Raw genomic sequence first — 23,092 nt, forward strand, 5'->3', positions numbered from 1 at the left:
CAACCTCAAGATTCATCGATATTGGAACGATCATTTTGATCAAAACGTTGCTGCAACTTCTGATAAGCCGATGACTTTTGAAATTCTTCCAGGAAGCGTATCGTCCCTGCGGGGAAAAATTCAGTTTGAATCTCGCCACGATAATAGGCTTCACGCATCGGTGTTGCTGAAATCGAGTTCTTTAAACTGTCTAGTTCCAGCATTTGCCACTCAGGGAATAAACGTAAATAATACGAAGATTCATCCTTGAAATGACCGATTAAACCAACTTTTGCATTTGGCTGAATAACGCCATTGACCAAATCTTTGACCTGTTTAACCCATTTCTCATCATTATACACATCGACCACATGGACAAAATGAATCCGCTTTTGATCTTGTTCAGAAAAGTTCGACAGAATCATCTGTTCACGTTCAGTGGCTAAAAAGGGATTTTTGATATTCCGTTCAGATTGAGCCGAGCCCAAAGCCAAGATCACGTTCTGACTTTTTTCTAATGCAATTTCAATGGTTTGCATATGTGCCAAATGAAAAGGCTGAAAACGTCCAATAAAAACAAGATAGTCAAATGTGTACATAGTCGTAATTTCACTTTTTGTGAACTCATCAGTTGTGTCATTCAGACAAATATGCGACATAATGAGGGCACTTAAAAATCAATCTGGATTAAAGCAAGGATAGTACGATGACACTTAGCTGTATTCAACAACCTCATCAACATTTGCAAGCAAATTTAGAAGATGGCGTACTCACCTTAGCCATTAACCGTTCAGAAGCAAAAAATGCACTCTATGGCGAACTTTACCTTTGGATCGCAAAAGCTCTAGATGAAGCCGATGCAAACAAAGACGTTCGTGTGGTAATTTTCCGTGGTGCAGAACAAGACTTTACTGCGGGTAATGACATGAAAGACTTTATGGGTTTTATTCAAAAACCACATGAAGGCAAAGCGGGTGATCAGCCTCCTTTTATCTTATTAAAAGCGGCTGCTCGTTTTTCTAAGCCGTTGATTATTGCGGTTAAAGGTGTCGCAATCGGTATCGGCGTAACGATCTTATTACATGCTGATCTGGTTTTTGCAGACAATACTGCTCTGTTCCAAATTCCATTTGTCAGCCTTGGTCTATCTCCAGAAGGTGCTGCAAGTCGTTTATTGGTCAAACAAGCGGGCTATCAAAAAGCTGCTGAATTGCTCTTCACTGCGAAAAAATTTGATGCAGCAACTGCGGTTAAAGCCAATCTGGTGAATGATGTGGTTGAAGATGTTTATGCCACGGCGCAAAAAACAGCGCAACATTTAGCAGCATTACCATTGGCTTCGATCAAACAGACTAAAGCCCTAATGAAACAAGACTTGACTGAGATCATTCAGTGCGTGGATGATGAAGCTGAAATCTTTATGCAACGTGTACGCTCACCTGAAATGATGGAAGCGGTACAAGCCTTTATGCAAAAACGTAAACCTGATTTTTCTCAGTTTAATTAATGCAATAATCGTTGATTAAACCAAGCCACTGAGTTGATACAATTCAGTGGCTTTTTTGTTTTTGGCATTCATCTAGCTATTCCACACCAGACCGACTAAGCTCAGGTCAGAACAAGATGAAGATACAAAGAATTTATGAAAGTTGTGATTGCCCCAGATTCTTTTAAGGACAGCCTATCTGCACAGGAGATTGCTCAAGCAATTGCTTCAGGCTGGCAAAAGGTGTTTCCTGATGCAGAAATCATTCAATGCCCCATGGCAGATGGTGGTGAAGGCTCTATAGAAGCGGTACTGGAAGTCTGTTCAGGGCAATGGCGTGAGCAGTTGGTACAGGGCCCACTCGGTGAACCTGTACTGGCGAAATGGGGCTGGTTAGCCACAGAAAAAATCGCCATTATTGAAATGGCACAAGCCAGTGGTATCCAACTGGTTAAACCCGCTCAACGTGACGCATGTAACAGCAGTAGCTATGGAACAGGACAGCTGATTCTGGCTGCCTTAGATGCAGGTGCAAAGGAAATTGTACTGACTGTCGGCGGCAGCGCAAGCAATGATGCTGGTACAGGTTTATTGACTGCATTAGGGGCAATGTTTCTGGATGCAGAGCATAATCCCCTAGCCGCTGGCGGCATTGCACTGCAAAACTTAGCTAAAATCAATTTAGATCAGCTTAATCCAAGGATTAAACAAACCCAATTTTTATTAGCCGCCGATGTGACCAATCCGTTGTGTGGGCCCAATGGTGCTTCACATATTTTTGGGCCTCAAAAAGGCGCTTCACCTCAACAAGTGTTGGAGTTAGATCAAGCGCTCTCCCATTTTGCCGATGTCACGGCACAATTGCTTGGCGTCGATCAACGTCATGAAGCTGGTGCAGGAGCCGCAGGCGGACTTGGTTTTGCTGCTAAAACATTCTTAAAAGCCGAGTTTCGATCTGGAGTCGAAGTCATTGCTGAACTGAATCAACTTGCCACTAAAATCCAAGGGGCAGATTGGATGATTACAGGCGAAGGCAAGTTTGATGCACAAACTCTAAATGGCAAAACTCCATTCGGTGTCGCCAAAATAGCACAAGCCGCCAATGTCCCCGTCATTGTAATAGCAGGAGCACTTGGAGAGAATTACCAAGCACTTTACCCACATGGTGTTACTGCTGCCTTCTCTTTAACCTCAGGCCCAACCAGTCTAGAAGAAGCCTGTCGTAATGCAGCAGAACTGGTGAGCGCACGAACAACCGATATCGCCCGATTGATTCAAAGCAGTATGCTTAAAAATAGCTAGGCGCATTCAATATCTAAAATCTGGATAAACTCAAAAGCAGGTTCTTCATAAGGATGGCTTGCTTTTAAGGCTTTTGCCACAGCACTGGCCTTTTCTTCTGTGACAATAGTTTCAACGCGCCATTCTTCGAGCTGCTCTAATCTATCCAATTGCCCTAAAAATGGATTTGCACTTTTTACGGGCTTAAACTGCCCAATGCCTTTGACTTGCCAAGCACAATGCTCGTAATTGCCAATACCACCCGCCCCAGCAGCAAAAATCGCTTGTTTAGTCGATTCCAAATGAGACTCAGGCACGTAATAAATCAGTTTTAGCATCGCTTAAACAGCTCAAATCAAATAGATAAGATCTTAATCATAACGCGACAAAAGCTGAATAATCAAAGCGAAATATTGATCACCAAATAGCTCACCACAATAAATAACATTTGAATCGCCACCGTTAGACCAAACCAAAACCAGCCTCGATCTTTGGTATGCACTGTTCTTAAATAATTTGCATTTTTCATCATCAGACTTCTCATATTTTGTTCATTGTCTAAATATAAGAAGCAAGAATTGATCCAATCCTAAAAGGAGAAAAATTTATAGATGTCATAAAGGTAAATAAAATTATTTGTGGATTTATCTTTTTAGCTCTATCCAATAATATATATTTTTCATAAAATTTTTATACATTAATATGCCTTATTCTTTTCAATCGCAATGGGAGCTTTTTTATCCCGTCAAACTTCCCATTTCTCACTATTTAATCCAAGATTTTCCTCAATTTTGGTTTAGGATTCATAGCCTACCCGAATCAAAAAGATATGCCGATACGGCTGCTGAATATGAATTGTTATTAAATCGACATAATAAAATTATTACAGACTGCTTTGGAGATGATACTTCTATATTCATTGTCTCAGGTCACTATTTTAGCCATTCCCGTAACAATAAAGCCTATGACCCAGCCTTTATACTCCCCTACCAATTTCATTTAGAGCAAGAAATAAACTTAAAGCTACTCAATCCTGAAGATTATGATGATGACGAAGAGAATTCTTTTTTTAGGCCATATTCTATAGAAACAATTTGGCAACCTAAGACTCACAATGAGTTATTGAGAAAAATTGCTGATGATGAGTTGAGGGCTTTTATGATTTCTTTCGAGAAAAATATAATTGTTGCACCTTATGATGGTGGCATTGATTTTATTATCTTGGATGAAGTGAAAAGAAATGATTTAAGAAATAAATATCAAGATTGGCTTTCACCCAGAGCAGATGGATTATGACGACGTTAATAAATTTCTTAAAAAGCTTAAAGCTTCTCTAAAAGTTTCATGCCAATGAGCATCTGGTTGTTGATCTAAAGAATACCAAAAGAAGCTAAAGTCTAAAACACCGTCATCCTGACAATGATGGCGCCACCTACAGCCAATTCACACCTCACCTCGTATAAATAGAAATACCAGTTTTGCTGATTAATACTCAGTATGAGATCACCTATAAACTAGGGATTAGGCTGAGCAATCAACCCTGTTTCTTCAAACAATTCATCAATCATAACCTGTTCATATTGCTCATCATATTTAATAGTGCCTTTAACTAATTGAGTCTCAGCCACCAGTGGATGATGGAAAGCCAATATTTCTCTACCTTGATTTGAATGTCTTCAAATTACAGGGACAACTTTTTTCATCGTTTTAAAAAATGTAAAAAAAACATGCATGAATTAAAAAGTCATCATCTTCAACATATTAATCTTTAATAACAAACATCATAGGACAACTTTAACCTTTCAGCATGCACTCTGCTTTTAACAACACTAAAAAAGCGATATAAAAAGATCATTCAAGGGCAATGATGGTTTAGCAACCATGATAGGGCTCCCCCAAAAATTTTAAATAATCATAAATCTAATTTTAAAACTAGCAATCCAAGTTCACAAGATAAGAGTATTTCTATGCAGCCAAAACTAATGATGACTTTACTATTTACAATCGGTGTGTTGGCCGAATCTAATATTGTTTATGCAAATGAAACTTCTGAACATGTATCCCAGAAAAATAGTACATTCAGCCTGGAACAGCATCATGTGATCGCACGAAGCATGAAGCAAATCTATCAAGATGAGAATGGTACATGGTTCCTCTCTAAACATAAGGGCAGAAAAGGTGGCTGTGCCGTCACTTATAGCTCCGATTTAAATCAACTCACCCTATTGGGTCCTTCAGAGAAAAGTACAGGAGCATTTGCCTTTATCGGTCCGCTTATACCAACACCTCAACACAATAAACGACTCAATATCATCATGCGCACTGATAAATCTGAAACGCCAACTGCTGCAACACTGGTATCAAGCCAGAAAAAAGGTGTATTGCTCGTTCCAGTTATTATGGAACAAACAGCAGCTCATATGGATGATGCTGGAATAATGGAAATTTTATTAGATGGAAAAACAGTCTATTCTTCCTCAATTAGTGGTGGCTTTAAAGCACGAGATGCGTTGGTCAGTTGTATTAAAAGCTAAGTCAATTACTCTATCTAAATTATTCAATCTGACGTATTTCCAAGAATTTTTAAATGTCTTTTCTCATACTGGGTCATCAAGAAAGCTAAGCCACATAAGATCACGAAGCCACTGGTCATTGGAATTAAAGTGCCATTATACAACTGGCCTATAATCGAGGCCAAAATGAGAGATAAAACTGAAGACGATGCCCCAATAATTGCAGAAGCCATGCCCGCAACATGTCCCATCGGCTCCATGGCAATCGCATTGAGATTACCAAACAAAGTTCCAAATAATAAAAATAGGATGCAGGCATAGAGCATAAACATCCAGAAGGAAATAGATACACCTGCAAGCTGGATCACAAGAAACAGCAAGGAAATGAGGCTAAGACCTAGAAAGCCATAAATACAGATAGGCCGCATCCCAAATTTCAGAACAATTCTAGAGTTGGTAAAAGATGCAATCCCCATCACACCTGCCAATAATGCAAAGTAGGCACTAAACTCCTGTCCTGTTTTGCCAAATTGCTGCATAAAAATTTGCTGTGAAGTGCCGAGATAGCCAATAAACCCACCAAAGCAAAAGCCTGCACATAACAAATAACTCATGGTGGTTTTATTACTTACCACTTCTTTAAAGCCATCCTTAAATGCTTGTGCCCGCATCGGCAAACGATTTTCAGGAATTAGCGTTTCTTCCAGTCGTAAAGCGACCCATGCTCCAACGACTGTGGCATAGATCATATACAGCACAAAAATATCACGCCAGCCAAAGAAATGGATGATCAGCTGTCCCAAGCTCGGCGCAACTGCAGGTGCCACCATAAATACCATCATGATCAGCGACATAATACTTGCCATTTGAGCACCACTGTATTTATCCCGAACAATCGAAATCGAAGCCACATAAGGCCCAGAAACACCAATACCTTGAATAAAGCGACCAACTAAAAACCATTCAAAACTTTGAGTGGAATAGCACAATAAACTGCCCAAAAAGTAGATCAGGATGCCTGTAAATAAAATCCGTTTCCGCCCAATCGCATCGGACAATGGCCCTGCAATAAGTTGCCCAATGGTCATTCCTGAGAAAATACTAATAATGACCCATTGCGCCTGATTATTATTTTGTAGACTAAAAACTTTTCCAATTTCACCCAGTGCAGGTAAAACTGCATCAATCGAAAAAGAGACAATGGACATCAGCAATGCCATCAGTAATGCAAACTCGCGGAAATGGATTTTTGATTTCATTGTGCTTCCCATTACTGGCCATTTTAGCTGCATGAACTAAGTTACTTAGGTCAATACACATCATTTTTGCTTGATTCTAGCAATAAAACGATATCAAAAATCGAGGTAAAATTTCACTCATCCTAATATGATTTTTACCATTATCGTTCCGAGAAACAATTTATCTTGCAAACATTTAACCTAGATGAATGATACCTATAAGTTTTTTAAATATGTAGTTATCACAGCATTGCATATAAATAGGATTAAACTGATATAAAAATAGTTTAGGTTTAAAAAGTTATTTCTTTGCCTTTTATAGACATAGACTGGGAATAAGATAAACCACTCCCATGCAGGACAAAAGGCGTGTTTTTCCTTCAAAAATTTTCGATCTTTTATAAAAATAATAATTTGTAAGATGACGCAAGCTAGATAAAAAATATAAATCACCTGAAAGCTGAATCCTGCCTTTGCCAATAGCAGACTTCCAAGAAAATTGATCAGTGGTAAAAAAATTAGTAGCTTAAAACTTAAGCTATTTAGTTTTTCTAATTCTTGAAGGTTATTCATTTTTTCTGAGTGTCCGGCTCTCTTTTCTTTTAATATTCCATGATTTTATTCATGCATCCATGATAAAGAAAATGCCACTCAAGAGTGGCATTTTCAAGCATTTATATTTTAATTAACCAATAAATTTACGTGCATTGCGGAACATACGTAGCCAAGCACCATCTTCTGCCCAATCTTCAGGCTTCCAAGAGTGCTGTAACGCACGGAAGTTACGCTCAGGATGCGGCATCATCACGGTTGCACGACCATCTTTAGAAGTTAAACCTGTAATCGCTTCAGGTGAACCGTTCGGGTTCAATGGATAGTGTTGCGTTGGTTGACCCAAGCTATCCACATAACGCAAGATCACTTGGTTCTCAGCATTTAAAGCAGCAATTTGCTGTTCAGTTGCAACCAGACGACCTTCACCATGTGCAACTGCGATTGGTAAAATCGAACCTTGCATATCTTCAAGTAAGACTGAAACTGATTTTTCTACGCGAACATTGACTGCACGCGCTTCGAATACTTCTGATGTATTGCGGTGGAAACGGCCCCAATGCTCAGCACCTGGAATTAGTGGTGCAAGTTGCGACATCATTTGACAGCCATTACATACGCCTAAGCTAAAAGTGCTCTCACGATGGAAGAACTGCTCAAACTGGTCACGCAATTTTGCATTGAACAATACTGATTTCGCCCAGCCACCGCCAGCGCCCATCACGTCACCGTATGAGAAACCGCCACATGCCACTAAACCTTCAAAGTCGCTCAAGCTCACGCGACCTGCAAGTAGGTCACTCATATGCACGTCGATGGTATTAAAACCGACTTTATCAAATGCAGCCGCCATTTCAACATGACCGTTGACACCCTGCTCACGCAAGATGGCCATATTTGGACGACGGGTATTAATAAACGGTGCTTCAACAGGCTCATTCAAATCATAAGTCGCTTGTGCAATCAAACCTTTATGATTTTTGTCTGCAATTAATGCAAACTCTTGATCAGCCGTCTCAACATTGTCACGTAAGCGTTGAATTTGGTGTGACACTTCTGCCCATGCTTGTTGTAATTCAGCACGTTCTAAAGTTAAGCCATTGACTTCCAATTGATCCGTTGTATTGACACGACCCACAACCGCAATGGCATCTTTCAGACTTGACGCTGCAACTTCAACTTCTAACTGTGCCCAATCAGCCGCTGTAATTTGCAGTACCGCACCAATTTCTTCAGCAAATAAGCTTTCAGTGGTTTGATTTTCTAATGCCACACCTAAACGAGATGCAAACATCATTTCCGCAACAGTTGCCAATAGACCGCCATCACCGATGTCATGGTAAGCCTTGATCACACCACGATTGTTCCAGTCTTGAATCAAGGCAAAGAATGCTTTGAAGTCATCAAAACTATCGACGTCAGGGGTTACTGAACCAATGGCTTTATACACCTGCGCAAGGATCGAGCCGCCTAAACGGAACTGCCCTTTAGATAAATCAATACGAACCAATACTGAATCGGCTAAGTTTTTCAATTCAGGCGTTAATGTTTTACGCACATCTAACACTGGCGCAAATGCAGTAATGACACCTGACATCGGTGAAGTCACCGCTTTGTCTTCACCATCATTCCATGTGGTACGCATTGAAAGTGAATCTTTACCAACTGGAATTGCAATGCCTAATGCAGGGCACATTTCCATACCAATCGCTTTCACGCCTTCAAACAAGGCTTGGTCTTCACCTTTTTGACCCGCCGCAGCCATCCAGTTTGCAGAAAGTTTGATATCGCTGATTTGTTCGATGTTGGCACAAGCAATGTTGGTAATCGCTTCAGCAACCGCTAAACGAGCCGATGCAGCAGGATTTAACAAGGCCACTGGTGGACGTTCGCCCATGGCCATTGCTTCACCTGTAAAGCCTTGTAAACTTGTGGTGGTGACTGCTGCATCCGCAACAGGTACTTGCCAGCGACCGACCATTTGGTCACGAGCAACCATACCGGTAATCGAACGGTCACCAATGGTGATTAAGAATGATTTAGATGCAACCGTTGGATTTTTCAAAACGCGGAAAATCGCATCTTTCAAATCAACTTTTGCAGCATCAAAGTCATTACCTATGCGCTCAATCGTTTCATAAGCACGTTGCATCCGTGGCGTGCCACCCAACATCACTTGCATTGGGATATCAACCGCATTGTTTTCAAACAATGGGTCTTCAACGGTTAAGTGACGCGCTTCAGTCGCTTCACCCAGTACCGCAAACGGACAACGCTCACGTGCACAAATTTCTTCAAATTGTTCTAAAGATTCTGGACGAATCGCAAGGACATAACGCTCTTGTGCTTCATTTGACCAGATTTCCATTGGGCTCATACCCGGCTCTAAAGATGGAATCTTACGAAGATTCAATACTGCACCTAACTCATGATCATTCACAAGCTCAGGCATAGCATTGGATAAACCACCCGCACCGACATCATGTACAGACACGATTGGGTTAAAGTCTTCTAAACGCCAGCAGGTATCAATCACTTCTTGGCAACGGCGTTCCATTTCTGGGTTTTCACGTTGTACCGAAGCAAAGTCCAAGCTCTCGCCCATGGTACCGCTGTCTACAGAAGATGCTGCACCACCGCCAAGACCGATCAACATTGCAGGGCCGCCCAATACAATGAGCAAGTCACCCGGTTGAATCGCATCTTTTTCGACATGGTCAGGACGAATGTTGCCGTAACCACCAGCAATCATGATTGGCTTGTGGAAGCCTTTCACTTCGCCATTGACATTCTGTTCGAAGGTACGGAAGTAACCATTCAATGCAGGGCGGCCGAATTCGTTGTTAAACGCAGCACCACCCAATGGCCCTTCAATCATAATTTGTAATGGCGATGCCATACGTGAAGGTTTACCGTAGTTTTCTTCCCAAGGCTGTTCAAAACCAGGAATATTGAGGTTTGAAACCGTAAAGCCAGTTAAACCTGCTTTAGGTTTACCACCACGACCTGTAGCACCTTCGTCACGGATTTCACCGCCCGAACCTGTCGCAGCGCCCGCAAATGGAGCAATTGCAGTTGGATGGTTGTGTGTTTCAACCTTCATTAGGATATGAGCGGCTTGGCTCTTATATTTATAAACGAAGTGACCATTTTCATCCGCTTTCGGATAAAAGCGCATGGTGTCATAACCCACGATCACAGACGCGTTATCTTTATATGCTGACAACACATCCGTTGGAGATTCTTTATAAGTATTTTTAATCATCTGGAACAAAGATAATGGTTGTTTTTCACCATCAATTGTCCATTCAGAACCAAAGATTTTATGACGACAATGTTCAGAGTTTGCCTGAGCAAACATCATCAACTCAATATCATTTGGATTACGGCCGAGCTTGGTAAATGCTTCAGTTAAATAATCAATTTCTTGCTCAGATAAAGCAAAGCCAAACTCATTGTTGGCTTTAACTAACGCTTCTTTTCCTTGACCCAAGATATCAATTGAGTTCAATGGCTTCGGTGCGGTTTCTGAGAATAAAGCTTTTGCATCATCAATATGAGCAAAAACACTCTCTGTCATACGGTCATGTAAAGCCAATTTCACTTCATTCGAAATCTCTTTTACACCTTTCAGTGTAAACAGTAGACCACGTTCTAAACGGTGAATTGGGGTATTACAGTTTTGGAAAATATCGGTTGCTTTAGATGACCACGGCGAAATGGTGCCAATACGTGGTGTCACTAAAATCTGGATTTCATCACTTGCAGCTTGGCGAAGTTCGAAAGATTGACCATCGTTTAAAAGTTGTAATGCCGATTGATGTTGCTGCTCGCTGAGCGCTTGATCAAACAAATAAACCCACTGGCTGTCAAAAGATTGAACAGAACTCATTGACGTTAAACGGTTTAAGAGTTGAGCTTTCTTAAAAGAAGAATGTGCTGATGCACCGGCCACGATAAACATGTTGAGTTTGGCTCCACGGGCAGGTCTAACGATCCCACCGCCATGTGACTTATGAGAGAGCGCATATTCTACTGTGAAAGGCGCATTTCAGCTAGCCATATCCATCTTAAAAATCAGAGTTTTCTGCTTCAAATCGCTTAATTTATTGTAGCTTTCCCAATTTTACTTTATTCGTAACAATTCATTTAAATTAATCTAACTAAGCTATATGTTTAAGTTTGGTTGCTTTTCCCTATATTTTTTGACTTTATTATTTCTTTTCAGTTACCCAAATCGTGATATAACCTTTTACAACCGGCTGCCCATCATTTCGTTTGGCGATGACTTCTACCTGCATATCCCCCACCTTCCAATCCTCGTTAATCTTTGCGCTCAGTTGAATATCAGAATTCGCCTTAGAGACATAATCAACATGCATCCCTTTGGGTAACCATCGAAGATGTGCTGGAATTGACGCCTCTACAGCAACGCCCATCACAAACTCTAAACCATTGCAGATTGCAATCACATGTACTGTTCCGATGTGATTTTCAACAGCTCTACGTTTAGACATAACTGCTTGGCAAAAATCAATCTCTAGCTTTGTAATGACCGGGTTAACTGTACGGAAATAAGGAGCAACTCGACTAATGACATTTGAAAGTACCGTTAAACCACCCGGTATTTTTTGTAATATCTGATAGGCAAGCAATACTGTGTTTGATTGGAGCTGTGTGTACTTTTTTATCTTGCCATTTAAATCATGGATTGAATTTTTCATTTTAGCTACAGCATGTTCAAATAGCCCACAAAATAACATGTGTATATTAATAGCTATATCGCCCACTAAGCTCTTATAACTGTCAAAAAAGACAGATCAGTGCTTTTACAATTAAGCAGCCAAATTAATTAAGACAACTTATGTCGCCCTACTCTAGTGCTTTAATCTTTTTTTTGGCATGATAAAACTGAATTCATAGTGAATAATGATAAATGGAACAAATGCGTTGGTTAGAATTGCTTTCTGCAATTCGCTTAGGTAGTAAAAAAAGCAGTACAGAATTGGCTCGAAGCCCTTTCCATAAAGATTATGACAGAATTATATTTTCCCAAAGTTTTCGTCAGTTGAATAGAAAAACACAGGTTCATCCACTAACTCAACATGATGGTATTCACACCCGCCTTACTCATTCCCTAGAGGTTTCTTGTATCGGACGTTCACTGGGCATGCTCGCTGCAGAAAAGATCAAAGACGAACTACCAATGTGGATTTCCCCTGCTGATGTCGGGGCAATTATCCAGGCAGCCTGTCTGGCACACGACATTGGTAACCCCCCATTTGGTCATGCGGGTGAATATGCCATTCGTGAATGGTTTGATGATGCTTCGCATCGAGACTTTCTGGCTAGACTCACGCCAGAAGAAGCAGCCGATGTACGCCAATTCGAAGGTAATGCCCAAGGACTTCGGCTTTTAAGTCGTATTGATTACCACCCTGATGATGGCGGCATGCGTCTAACCTGTGCAACACTGGGTGCTTATTTAAAATATCCATGGCTCTCAAAGACGATTGAAGAACAAGGCGACACGCCCTCACATCAACGTGCAAAATTTGGTTGCTATCAATCTGAAAAAGAAATTTTAAAACAACTTGCAGAACAGCTTGGTCTGATTCAACTGGGTGACTATCACTATTGCCGTCATCCATTGACTTATTTATTGGAAGCCGCTGATGATATTTGCTATGCACTGATCGATTTAGAAGATGGCATTATTCTAAATATGTTGAACTATGCCGAAGTTGAACCGATTTTTCTGAATTTAATTGCGGATTATGGTTATCCTGAAGAATTACAATTACCGCATACCACATGGCAGCAAAAAATTGCCGCTCTACGTGGCCGTGTCATGAAACGCCTTGTCGATGAAGTGACCTCTGCTTTTGCCAAACATCATTACGAAATTTTAACCGGCCAACTTAAAGGTAGCTTATTACAATATTGCTCACCCGATATTGAAGCAGGCATTCAAACGGCGAAGAATCTCGCCAGAGACCGTATTTTTGAGCATCCTCAAAAATCAGGTTTAGAAATTATTGCCCATCAAAGTTTGCAAACCATCTTAGATGCTTTTATCCCTTTAACCATGCCGCATAAGACCTTAAGCTTTAAAGAACAGCGCTTGATGTCAATTTTGCAACATTCAGGGGTAAATCTGCAAAACAACCACTATAATAATATTATGCAAGTCTTAGATATTATTAGTAAGTTCTCAGACCACCAAGCCTATAGTCTAGCACAGGAGTTGCAAGGCAATAAGATAGGTTTTTTTTAGTGAAGCGATTTTTTGATGACGGAAAGACATGGAATACTTTTACCCAGTATCCTATTTTAGTTGTATGTCCTTTTTGCCAAAGTCATGCACTGGTAATTCAATACGAACAAAATGATCAAACTGAAAAAAAAATAATTTTTAGTTGTGGATTGTGCTGTAAAACTTTTGACCAAAGCTTACAGCAGCAAAAGAACTTAGGCTATTTTGATGAGATCAACGTAGAAATTAATCAAACCTGCTCTTGTAAGCGTGGAAAATATAACTTTTCTCAATCTTATGCTCAGCCGAGTGTTCTTCCGCCTTTTATAAAATTAAGCTGTGATTTCTGCCAAAAAGAAAAAGTATATAATTCACCCTATACGTTATTTATCCATAAAATCCCGAGAAAGACAGGATTTGAAATCAATACAGATCCTTTTTTTGGCTATCGTTTGTATTTGACTATAGCAACAAGGCATGGTCTCATTTTCGTGTATAACACAGAACAGTTAAACGATTTGAAAGCTTACATCTCTGCAGAGCTAAGACAGAGAACCTATACCAATAAGAATAAAGCTTACTTAAGCCGCTTACCTTCTTGGATAAAATCCGCGCGAAATCGTAAAGAAATTCTAAAAGCCATTTTGCGTTTAGAACAAATGGCATCTACTATTCAACCATTAACAAATAAGTGAAAAGACTCAATGATCGGATGTTTAATTGGCGAAGTGTTTGCCCTAGAAGCCCCAACCGTATTACTCAATGTAAATGGCGTTGGCTATGAAATTGACACACCACTTTCGACATTTTGCCAATTACAAAAAGGACAGAAAGTCACTTTATGGACGCACTTGGTGGTTCGTGAAGATGCGCAGCAACTTTATGGTTTCAGTGATGCACAGGAAAAAACCATTTTCCGTACCTTATTAAAAGTGAATGGCGTTGGCCCTAAAATGGCTTTAGGCATTTTATCAACACTGAGCGTAGAGCTACTGATTCACACGATTGAACATGATGATATTAATACACTGATTAAAGTTCCTGGTGTGGGCAAGAAAACAGCTGAACGCTTAATGATTGAGTTGCGTGACCGTTTCAAAGCGTTGGCGCATTCAACCAGCGGTACGACAAATGCAGCAGTTGCTCAAATTCAATTTATGGCAAATTCACCTGTTGCGGAAGCGGAAGCCGCTTTACAATCGTTGGGCTATAAACCAGCAGAAGCACAAAAAGCAGTAGCAGCAGTCAAAGCAGACTATACTGAATCGGCTGACATTATCCGTGCTGCGCTTAAATCCATGATGAAGTAATAGATATATGCAAGATCGTCTTATTAGCGGAACAGAAAAACCTGAAGATCATTTTGATCGTGCCATTCGTCCGACCTCATTGGCTGACTATATTGGTCAGCCTGTGGTTCGTGAACAAATGGAAATTTTCATTGGTGCAGCGCGTGGCCGTGGTGAAGCACTCGACCATACCTTGATCTTTGGCCCTCCAGGTTTAGGGAAAACCACGTTGGCCAATATTATCGCAAGAGAAATGGGCGGTAATCTAAAGTCAACTTCTGGCCCTGTATTGGAACGTGCGGGTGACCTTGCTGCCATGCTGACCAATTTGGAAGAAGGTGATGTGCTGTTTATTGACGAGATTCATCGTCTTTCCCCAGTGATCGAAGAAATTCTCTATCCAGCCATGGAAGACTACCAACTCGATATTATGATTGGTGAAGGCCCTGCTGCCCGCTCAATTAAGCTAGATCTTCCCCCTTTCACTTTAGTCGCGGCAACAACACGTGCAGGCCTTTTGACCTCTCCTTTACGTGACCGTTTCGGGATCGTACAACGTTTAGAGTTTTATTCAGTTGAAGACCTGACCCATATCGTGACACGTTCAGCCAACTTGATGGATGTGCCGATTACTCACGAAGGCTCAACAGAAATCGCTCGTCGTGCACGAGGTACACCCCGTATTGCCAATCGATTATTACGCCGTGTCCGTGACTATGCCCAAGTCAAAGGCACAGGTGAAGTAACTCAGGAGATGGCACAACGGGCTTTGGACATGCTCAATGTCGATAAAGCAGGTTTAGATACGCTCGATCGGCGTTATCTCAGCATGTTACTGGAACGTTTTGAAGGACGACCAACTGGTGTTGAAGCTTTAGCCGCAGCCATGGCGGAAGATAGCGGAACGCTTGAAGATGTAATTGAACCGTATTTGATTCAGCAAGGTTATGTGATGCGGACTGCACGCGGTCGTATTGCAACCAATATGGCATATTTACAATTTGGTATGACGCCGCCTGAATAATATTAAATATTTTTAATTAAATGCTTCTTATAATGAGATGATTAGAATAGCATATACGTCATTCTAATCATCTCATTATTTTTAGGGTAACAATGAAAATTAAAACATTAACTGCCGTATTTATAAGTAGCTTATTTTTAACAGCCTGCGGGGGTGGAGGTGATAATGCAAATAACGGAAATTCATTTCAAGGCAAAGAAAGACTAGATTATAGCAAACCAGAAAATCTTGAATTGATTTATGCTCCGATTATCAATTTATCAAGTATTCATGAAAATCAGCTCATTGATACCATTACACTTGCCGAATCCGTTTTTTATTTAATACAAGGTGGAGAAAAAATGGGCTACAAAGCCTTCTGCCGAAATAAAGAAGGAAGCTTTAGCAGAAGTAGTCAAATGGTTACGCTGAATAAATGTGATCTACAGTATACAAAAGATGGCGTGATTCAACCTATTTCTGAAGGACCAATGATTCTATCTGGAAGTGTTAGCTCACAAGGATACTGGTCTCAGAATAACTTTAAAATCGATACGACACTGAACCAATTTAAAGTAGAAGTTGATAATGAAATAACAACCTTTAATGGAAGCAAAAGTAGTCTATCTTATTATGCTGATACTCGTCCCTTCAAATATGACATTGCTCAAATGGAATTCACATGGGCTGATAAGAAATATACAGAACGCTATAAACTCACAAACTATAGCTTTGAACCTTGGTCAACTGGATCAATTACTAAAGGATGCCTAATTGGGATAAACAATAATAAAGAATTCTCTGTAAATTTTGACAATCAAATCAAATTTGGAAGTGTTGACGATGCTTTGGCTTTTTATCCAAGCTTTGCCGAGATTTTTATTGAAGACACCAACAACAATAAAAATTCAATTAATATCACCAGAACCACTGACTATAAAGCGTTAATGCGTGCTTATGCGAATGGGACTACCGTTCCTGGCTTTCCTAAAGTCGTCGCTTGGGAAGAACTCAACTATTAAAAAAAAGAGGCCCTTAGATAGGGCCTCTTTTTTTTTATCTAGGTCAACAATATGTTATTTATTACTATTTCCTTAGCTCTCTTGAGGCAATATCATTCCTGATTGCTCACAGTACGCAAAAATAGGTAATAGAAATGGCCAATCATTTTGAGTTCAACATTCGCGTTTATATCGAAGATACAGATGCAGGCGGTATCGTTTACCATGCCAACCATATACGTTTTATGGAACGTGCTCGTACCGAATGGTTACGTGCAGCTGGTGTTGATCACTACTGGCACCAAAAAGATTACAGCTTCGTGGTACATCAGATTCAGGTCAAATATGTACGCCCAATATTAATGGATGATTTAATTACCGTTACAGCACGTGTTATTTCGTGTAAAGCCGCATCTTTTGTGTTGCAACAAAATATTTATCGTGGTGAAATCTTGCTGGCTTCAGGTGAGGTTGTGTTGGCATGTTTAAATAAAGAGTTAATGCCACGCCGACTTCCTGATGAAATTCGTGATCTAATTCAAAAAGAGTTAGCACAGGACTAAAATAAACTTTCGGCACAGCGACTTATGGCAACTAACTTAGAATCTTCCCTGCATATTTCTGACCTAATTTTACAAGCAAGTCCTGTTGTACAACTGGTCATGCTGATCTTACTTCTTGCTTCAATTTTTAGCTGGTATTTGATCGCTAAATTACATATGGGCTTTAAAAAAGCAGAACAAGAGGATGAGCATTTTCAAAAAATGTTCTGGTCAGGTGCCGAATTAAATACCCTTTATAACAATGCACAACTCAATTCTAAGCGCCGTGGTCTAGAAGATATTTTCTACCAAGGCTTAGGTGAGTTTTTCAAATTACAGAAACGTAAAGCTGATACCAATCAAACCATCGAAGGAACCGAACGTATTCTTCGTGTTGGCCTAAGCCGTGATCAAGGTGGTCTAGAGCAAGGCTTAGGTTCACTTGCCAGCATCGGCTCTGTTGCTCCTTATATCGGCTTATTCGGTACGGTCTGGGGCATTATGAATGCCTTTATTGGTCTTGCTGCCGTTGATCAAGTGACTTTGGCAACTGTTGCACCTGGTATTGCAGAAGCCCTCATTGCAACTGCAATTGGTTTATTTGCAGCAATTCCTGCGGTACTTGCGTTTAACCACTTTACCGCTAAAGGTGAATCAACCTATTCAGATCGTGCCTTATTTGCAGAAGAAATGGTTGCTCTTTTACAGCGCCAAGCGATTGGAACGACACAGGAAGATGCATAATGGCGATTCAACGATCTGGACGTTTTGAGCGGATTAAAAAGCCACTCAAAAGTGATATGAACGTCGTTCCTTATATCGACGTGATGTTGGTGTTATTGGTCATTTTCATGGTGACAGCACCCATGATCACCAGCGGTATTAAAGTAGATTTACCTCAGGCCAATAATCAACCTATCGAGTCTAAAGATATGCCAGCGATGGTGACTTTAGGTAAAGATGGAAATATTTATCTTGAATATAAAGAACATAAAAGTAGTGAGCCGCTTTCTCTTGAGCAGCTTGAAACTGTTCTAAGTGAAGCTCAAATTCAAGCTGAACAAGAAAATAAGAAGTTGATGGTATTAGTCAATGGAGAGGAATCTCGTCCTTATGGTGAAGTTGTCGCTCTTATGTCTAGTTTACAAGAAGCAGGCCTTACCCAAGTGGGCTTACTCACAAAGTCTTTAAAATAAATTATGAAGAAATTTCAAGAGCCACCTTTTAAACAAAATGCGATTGCGCTGGGTTTCACGCTTGGCGTCCATGCAATCGTGATTGTTGGCTTACTGTTTTTAGGCTTGAGTAAACCACCTGAACAGCCTAAAAAACTCACCACTATTTTGGTGAAGCCAGAAGATTTACCTCAGTCTTTACAGCAACCAGAACAACAAGTCACAGCAGATCACCAAGCTGAACAGGTTGAAAGTCCAATTGTTGATAAGACCTTGCCTGAGAATATTCCCGTAATTCCTCCACTGCCAACTGCGCAACAGCTTGCTGCTGAAAAGCAAAAAGCTGAACAGGCTCAGCAAGCCAGGCTTGCCGAACAAAAACGTAAAGCCGATGAAGCTGCGCGAGCTCAGCAGGTTGAAGAACAACGTAAACTCTCAGAAGCGCAAGCACAAAAACAACGTGCAGACGCTGAAGCCAAACGCCAAGCTGAGGCAAAGGCGAGAACAGAGGCTGAAAAACATAGAGCTGAACAATCTGCCAAAGCCGAGGCGGAAGCCAAAGCACGCCAAAAAGCGGAACAAGATGCGAAATTAAGACAGCAAAAAGCTGCCGAGAACGCAAAACTTCAAGCCCAGCAAGATGCAAAACGCAAAGCAGAAGCTGATGCCAAGGCTCGTGCTGAAGCCGATGCAAAACGTAAAGCAGAACGAGATGCGAAAGCAAAAGCTGAGGCGGACGCAAAACGTAAAGCCGATGCTGATGCCAAAGCTCGCGCGGAAGCCGATGCAAAACGTAAGGCGAATGCAGATGCAAAAGCAAAAGCTGAGGCTGATGCAAAACGCAAAGCCGATGCTGATGCAAAACGCAAAGCTGATGCTGATGCGAAGGCAAAAGCAGACGCTGATGCTAAGCGTAAAGCTGATGCAGACGCAAAACGTAAAGCCGATGCTGATGCCAAAGCAAAAGCGGACGCTGATGCCAAACGCAAAGCCGATGCAGATGCGAAACGCAAGGCCGATGCAGATGCCAAAGCAAAAGCAGACGCTGATGCGAAACGTAAAGCCGAAGCTGAAGCAGATGCCAAAGCGGCTGCAGCCAAAAAAGCGGAACAAGAAGCAGCTCAGAAAAAGGCTGATGCAAAACGTGTGGCTTCAACGGCTAAACGCGACTTTGAACAAAAAATCTATCGGGCTTGGAATATGCCATCGGGCTCTTCAGGACAACGTGCCAGCGCACGTGTAACCTTAAGTGACAGTGGTGCAGTACTTTCTGTTGTTGTTTCTGCAAGTGATCCTGATGTGAAAGCCAGTGTAGAAGCAGCTGTTCGCGCCGCAGCACCCTACCCAATGCCAGATGATCCTGTTGCCCGCCGTGAAGCAAGAAGCTTTACTTCAAGTTTTACTGCAAAATAGTAATGAATAGTTAACGTTACATGCTTTTAATAGCACAAAGCATGTAACTATGTTAAATAATCAACAGCCACAAAAATACGAACGCAAGTAATTGTAACTATGGACAAGACTCGTAAACACCTCATCTCTTTAGCAGTTTTCACTGCGATTAGCACTGTTGTTCCAACAGCAACTTTCGCACAATTACACCTCGAGATTGCAAAAGCCCCTGAACAAGCCCCTAAAATCGCGATTGTCCCCTTTACAAATGACAATGCGATCTATCCTATCGTAGAAAGCGATTTAAATCGTTCAGGTCGTTTTACCAGTGCATCTCAAAATTTACCAGCAACTGCAAGCCTGAATCAGGTTCAAGCAGCTGATTGGCAAAATGCGGGTGTACCTTACGTTGTCGTTGGGCAAATGAAAGCGGTTGATGCAAATACCTTTGAAATTCATTACCAGCTTTATGATGTACAAAAACAAAAATATCTACTGAATGAGGTACTCACTGTACCAAGCTCACGTATACGCCAAGCTGGTCATATGATCAGTGATACGATTTATCAAGCGTTAACGGGTATTGCGGGTGACTTTAGCGGTCGTATTGCCTATGTATTACGTAATCAGGCAACGCCAGCCCAACGTTATACTTTGCAAATTGCTGATACTGATGGCGAACAGCCTAAAACTGTCCTGTCTTCACGCGATCCTATTCTTTCTCCAGCCTGGACACCAGATGCCAAGAAAATTGCATATGTGTCATTTGAGACCAAGCGTCCTGCGATTTATCTGCAAGACTTAGCCACAGGCCAACGTGAAGTTTTAGCCAGCTTCCGTGGATTAAATGGCGCACCAAGCTTCTCACCAGATGGTAAATCAATGCTATTTACCGCATCGATGAATGGTAATCCTGAAATTTATCAAATGGATTTAAGTACGCGTCAAGTACAGCGTATGACCAATGATACTGCGATTGATACTGAAGCACGCTATGCACCCGATGGTAAATCATTCATTTTTACCTCAGACCGCGGTGGCTCACCACAGATTTATCGCTACAGCTTTGATGATAGTTCAGTTAAACGCTTAACCTTCAAAGGTGCTTTCAATGCACGCGGTACGCTAAGTGCCGATGGTAAAAAAATTGCTTTGGTTCATCGCCCAAGCGGTAGTAACTATAAAGTCGCAATTCAAGATATCAATACTGGCATTACCAACATTCTTACACCAACTAGTTTAGACGAATCGCCAAGCTTCTCACCAAATGGACAAATGGTGGTTTATGCAACGCGTGAAGGTAGTCGTGGTTTGCTATCCGTCATGTCTACTGACGGCCGTTTCCGCATGAATTTGCCAAGTGAGCAAGGTGAAGTTCGTGAACCAGCTTGGGCACCAAAATAAATTTAGTTTATTGGAGAATCAAATGAACATTAAATATCTAACGCTTCCACTTATTGCTGCAACGCTTGTATTTACAGGCTGTGCAAGTCGTAAACCGGCTGCTGAAATTACCACAGGTACCAATCCAAATGGTTCATCAACAGTCAGTACCGAGGGTTTAAGCGAAGATGCAGCACTCAATGCACAAAACTTGGCTGGCGCATCTTCAAAAGGTGTAACTGCTGCAAACAAAGCATTCTTGGCAAAACGCGTTGTTCACTTTAACTATGACAGCAGCGATTTATCAAATGAAGACTATCAAACACTTCAAGCACATGCTCAGTTCTTGGTTGCCAATGCCAACTCTCGTGTTGCTCTTACAGGTCATACGGATGAACGTGGTACACGTGAATACAACATGGCGCTTGGCGAACGTCGCGCAAAAGCGGTTGAAAGCTTTTTGATTACCAACGGTGTAAACCCACAGCAACTTGAAGCAGTCAGCTACGGTAAAGAATCACCTGTTAACGCAGGCCATGATGAAGCTGCATGGAAAGAAAACCGCCGTGTAGAAATCAACTATGAAGCCGTTCCACCACTATTAAAATAATCGTGGTTACGCTTTAAATAAAAATGCTCACTTAAGGTGAGCATTTTTATTTATTGATCAAGACGAAGACTGAGTATCCGGCTTGCTTTGCATCGACTCAATCAAATCGTGCTTGTTAAACTTTTTATATTCAGGCTTGGCCTCATACTGTTTCCATGCATCCTTCACATTTTCTTTGGAAATCGTATCTAAGCTAATGGGCTCACTTGGCGTGGGCGTTGCCTCAAAATTCTTGGTTGTCATATTTAACCTCCAAACATCCTGTTTAGTATCTATGCAACATAGCATGTAATGGCGTACTTGTAATCATAAAAGCAACATAAATAAAGTAAGATAATTTTTATTTTTGCACGATCTCATCTAGAATAGCCACATTCTTTTTTATCAATTTTGACACGGCTAAATCGGAGCTATTCAATATGTCAAACCTTACTTTGACCCAATATCTAGAACAACAAAATGGGAATTTGACTCCAGAGTTGGCACAAGTCATCGAAACAATTGCTGCAACTTGCCAAACTATTGATCAAGCCCTACAAAAAGGTGCTTTAGCAGGTATTTTAGGCAGTGCTGGCAATGAAAATGTTCAAGGTGAAACACAAAAGAAATTAGACGTTATTTCAAATGACTACCTGATTGATGCATTAAAAGTACATCCTCAAGTAGGCGGTTTAGCTTCCGAAGAATTAGATGATTTCACCCCTGCTCAGGAAAATGGTAAATATCTGGTTTTATTTGATCCACTCGATGGTTCAAGCAATATCGACATTAACATGTGTGTCGGTACAATCTTCTCTATTCTTCCTGCAAAGAATGCAGTGACTCAATCTGCTGACTTTATGCAAGCTGGTACAGAACAAGTTGCTGCTGGTTATGTACTGTATGGCCCATCGACCATGCTCGTGCTTACTGTGGGTTCTGGTGTGGTGTTCTTTACTTTTGATCCGACCACAAAGAACTTCCTGTTAACAACAGAACAAGTGCAAGTTACAGCAGATACGCAAGAATTTGCAATTAATTCATCTAATCAACGTCACTGGGAAAATCCGGTAAAACGTTATATTGATGAGCTGTTAGCAGGTAAAACCTCTGTCCGTGAAAAAGACTTCAACATGCGCTGGGTGGCATGCATGGTTGGTGATATCCACCGTATCTTATGCCGTGGTGGTATTTTCCTTTATCCTTACGACTTAAAAGACCCGAAGAAAGCAGGTCGTTTACGTTTAATGTATGAAGCAAACCCAATGAGCATGCTGATTGAACAAGCAGGTGGTGCTTCTACAACAGGTCGTGTTCGTATCATGGAAATCCAACCAACTGAATTACACCAACGTGTTCCAGTAATTATTGGCTCTAAAAATGAAGTCGAACGCGTAACAAGCTATCACTAAT

General features: G+C 41.0%; 23 protein-coding genes and 1 pseudogene. 16 read left to right on the top strand and 8 right to left on the bottom strand.

Going from position 1 to position 23,092, the window contains the following annotated elements; all coding sequences use genetic code 11:
- Window positions 1-5 precede the first annotated feature (5 nt).
- On the bottom strand, window positions 6-578 hold the full coding sequence (locus tag F895_RS05865; protein ID WP_010589731.1) for a nicotinate-nicotinamide nucleotide adenylyltransferase: 573 nt from the start codon (window positions 576-578) through the stop codon (window positions 6-8).
- A 107-nt stretch (window positions 579-685) separates the two neighbouring features.
- Here F895_RS05865 and F895_RS05860 point away from each other — a divergent pair, with 107 nt between their 5' ends.
- Both F895_RS05860 and F895_RS05855 read left to right on the top strand, forming a co-directional pair.
- A complete protein-coding gene (locus F895_RS05860; RefSeq protein ID WP_005242667.1) occupies window positions 686-1,486 on the top strand; it encodes an enoyl-CoA hydratase-related protein in 801 nt (266 codons plus the stop codon).
- 135 nt (window positions 1,487-1,621) lie between these two features.
- Window positions 1,622-2,767, top strand: a complete 1,146-nt coding sequence (locus F895_RS05855; protein WP_005242670.1) for a glycerate kinase — start codon at window positions 1,622-1,624, stop codon at window positions 2,765-2,767.
- On the opposite strand, the gene F895_RS05850 is transcribed toward F895_RS05855, so the two are convergent.
- Both F895_RS05850 and F895_RS20390 read right to left on the bottom strand, forming a co-directional pair.
- Entirely contained in the window at window positions 2,764-3,084 is a 321-nt protein-coding gene (locus F895_RS05850) for a YqfO family protein (RefSeq protein WP_005242671.1), read from the bottom strand. The genes F895_RS05855 and F895_RS05850 overlap by 4 nt on opposite strands.
- 62 nt (window positions 3,085-3,146) lie before the next feature.
- A complete protein-coding gene (locus tag F895_RS20390; RefSeq protein WP_005242680.1) occupies window positions 3,147-3,278 on the bottom strand; it encodes a KGW motif small protein in 132 nt (43 codons plus the stop codon).
- A 170-nt stretch (window positions 3,279-3,448) separates the two neighbouring features.
- On the opposite strand from F895_RS20390, the gene F895_RS05845 reads away from it, so the two are divergent.
- Window positions 3,449-4,042, top strand: coding sequence for a DUF3885 domain-containing protein (locus F895_RS05845; RefSeq protein ID WP_005242682.1), 594 nt, complete (start codon window positions 3,449-3,451; stop codon window positions 4,040-4,042).
- Here F895_RS05845 and F895_RS0119020 read toward each other — a convergent pair.
- Window positions 4,037-4,398: pseudogene (locus F895_RS0119020) on the bottom strand (NUDIX domain-containing protein). The gene F895_RS05845 and the pseudogene F895_RS0119020 sit on opposite strands and share 6 nt — an antisense overlap.
- 315 nt (window positions 4,399-4,713) lie before the next feature.
- Here F895_RS0119020 and F895_RS05840 point away from each other — a divergent pair.
- Window positions 4,714-5,280, top strand: coding sequence for a hypothetical protein (locus tag F895_RS05840; RefSeq protein WP_005242683.1), 567 nt, complete (start codon window positions 4,714-4,716; stop codon window positions 5,278-5,280).
- A 23-nt stretch (window positions 5,281-5,303) separates the two neighbouring features.
- On the opposite strand, the gene F895_RS05835 is transcribed toward F895_RS05840, so the two are convergent.
- The 3 genes from F895_RS05835 to F895_RS05820 form a co-directional block, all read right to left on the bottom strand.
- Window positions 5,304-6,518 carry a multidrug effflux MFS transporter gene (locus F895_RS05835; RefSeq protein ID WP_005242684.1) on the bottom strand — a complete coding sequence of 405 codons (1,215 nt, stop codon included), beginning with the start codon at window positions 6,516-6,518 and terminating at the stop codon, window positions 5,304-5,306.
- Window positions 6,519-7,182: 664 nt separating this feature from the next.
- Window positions 7,183-11,013: a phosphoribosylformylglycinamidine synthase gene (gene purL, locus F895_RS05825; protein WP_005242686.1), complete on the bottom strand. Its 3,831-nt coding sequence runs from the start codon at window positions 11,011-11,013 to the stop codon at window positions 7,183-7,185.
- A gap of 250 nt (window positions 11,014-11,263) precedes the next feature.
- Entirely contained in the window at window positions 11,264-11,773 is a 510-nt protein-coding gene (locus F895_RS05820; protein WP_026040125.1) for a hotdog fold domain-containing protein, read from the bottom strand.
- A gap of 212 nt (window positions 11,774-11,985) precedes the next feature.
- On the opposite strand from F895_RS05820, the gene F895_RS05815 reads away from it, so the two are divergent.
- From F895_RS05815 to pal, 11 genes are all read left to right on the top strand, one after another.
- Window positions 11,986-13,326 carry a deoxyguanosinetriphosphate triphosphohydrolase gene (locus F895_RS05815; RefSeq protein WP_005242688.1) on the top strand — a complete coding sequence of 447 codons (1,341 nt, stop codon included), beginning with the start codon at window positions 11,986-11,988 and terminating at the stop codon, window positions 13,324-13,326.
- Window positions 13,326-14,000, top strand: a complete 675-nt coding sequence (locus tag F895_RS05810; protein WP_005242689.1) for a hypothetical protein — start codon at window positions 13,326-13,328, stop codon at window positions 13,998-14,000. The genes F895_RS05815 and F895_RS05810 overlap by 1 nt, the downstream gene beginning before the upstream one ends.
- 9 nt (window positions 14,001-14,009) lie before the next feature.
- Entirely contained in the window at window positions 14,010-14,615 is a 606-nt protein-coding gene (ruvA, locus tag F895_RS05805) for a Holliday junction branch migration protein RuvA (RefSeq protein ID WP_005242690.1), read from the top strand.
- A gap of 7 nt (window positions 14,616-14,622) precedes the next feature.
- Window positions 14,623-15,618 (top strand): Holliday junction branch migration DNA helicase RuvB, encoded by a 996-nt coding sequence (gene ruvB / locus F895_RS05800; protein ID WP_005242691.1) that lies wholly within the window; start codon window positions 14,623-14,625, stop codon window positions 15,616-15,618.
- A gap of 92 nt (window positions 15,619-15,710) precedes the next feature.
- Complete coding sequence (locus F895_RS05795; RefSeq protein WP_005242692.1) at window positions 15,711-16,619, top strand: hypothetical protein; 909 nt, start codon at window positions 15,711-15,713, stop codon at window positions 16,617-16,619.
- Between the two features lie 134 nt (window positions 16,620-16,753).
- A complete protein-coding gene (gene ybgC / locus F895_RS05790) occupies window positions 16,754-17,161 on the top strand; it encodes a tol-pal system-associated acyl-CoA thioesterase (protein ID WP_005242693.1) in 408 nt (135 codons plus the stop codon).
- Window positions 17,162-17,185: 24 nt separating this feature from the next.
- A complete protein-coding gene (tolQ, locus tag F895_RS05785; RefSeq protein ID WP_005242694.1) occupies window positions 17,186-17,884 on the top strand; it encodes a protein TolQ in 699 nt (232 codons plus the stop codon).
- Entirely contained in the window at window positions 17,884-18,336 is a 453-nt protein-coding gene (gene tolR, locus F895_RS05780) for a protein TolR (RefSeq protein WP_005242696.1), read from the top strand. Before tolQ ends, tolR begins: the two co-directional genes overlap by 1 nt.
- A 3-nt stretch (window positions 18,337-18,339) precedes the next feature.
- A complete protein-coding gene (gene tolA / locus F895_RS05775; RefSeq protein WP_005242698.1) occupies window positions 18,340-19,728 on the top strand; it encodes a cell envelope integrity protein TolA in 1,389 nt (462 codons plus the stop codon).
- 99 nt (window positions 19,729-19,827) lie between these two features.
- The gene (gene tolB, locus F895_RS05770) at window positions 19,828-21,111 is read left to right on the top strand and encodes a Tol-Pal system beta propeller repeat protein TolB (protein WP_005242701.1); all 1,284 of its coding nucleotides are present in this window, start codon (window positions 19,828-19,830) and stop codon (window positions 21,109-21,111) included.
- 22 nt (window positions 21,112-21,133) lie between these two features.
- Window positions 21,134-21,700 carry a peptidoglycan-associated lipoprotein Pal gene (gene pal / locus F895_RS05765; protein WP_005242702.1) on the top strand — a complete coding sequence of 189 codons (567 nt, stop codon included), beginning with the start codon at window positions 21,134-21,136 and terminating at the stop codon, window positions 21,698-21,700.
- Window positions 21,701-21,757: 57 nt separating this feature from the next.
- Here the strand turns inward: pal and F895_RS05760 are convergent, their stop codons facing one another.
- Window positions 21,758-21,943: an NF038105 family protein gene (locus F895_RS05760; protein WP_005242703.1), complete on the bottom strand. Its 186-nt coding sequence runs from the start codon at window positions 21,941-21,943 to the stop codon at window positions 21,758-21,760.
- Window positions 21,944-22,119: 176 nt separating this feature from the next.
- Here F895_RS05760 and F895_RS05755 point away from each other — a divergent pair, with 176 nt between their 5' ends.
- On the top strand, window positions 22,120-23,091 hold the full coding sequence (locus F895_RS05755) for a class 1 fructose-bisphosphatase (RefSeq protein ID WP_005242704.1): 972 nt from the start codon (window positions 22,120-22,122) through the stop codon (window positions 23,089-23,091).
- Window position 23,092 lies beyond the last annotated feature (1 nt).

Source organism: Acinetobacter sp. CIP 64.2 (assembly GCF_000369645.1).
Lineage (GTDB): Bacteria > Pseudomonadota > Gammaproteobacteria > Pseudomonadales > Moraxellaceae > Acinetobacter.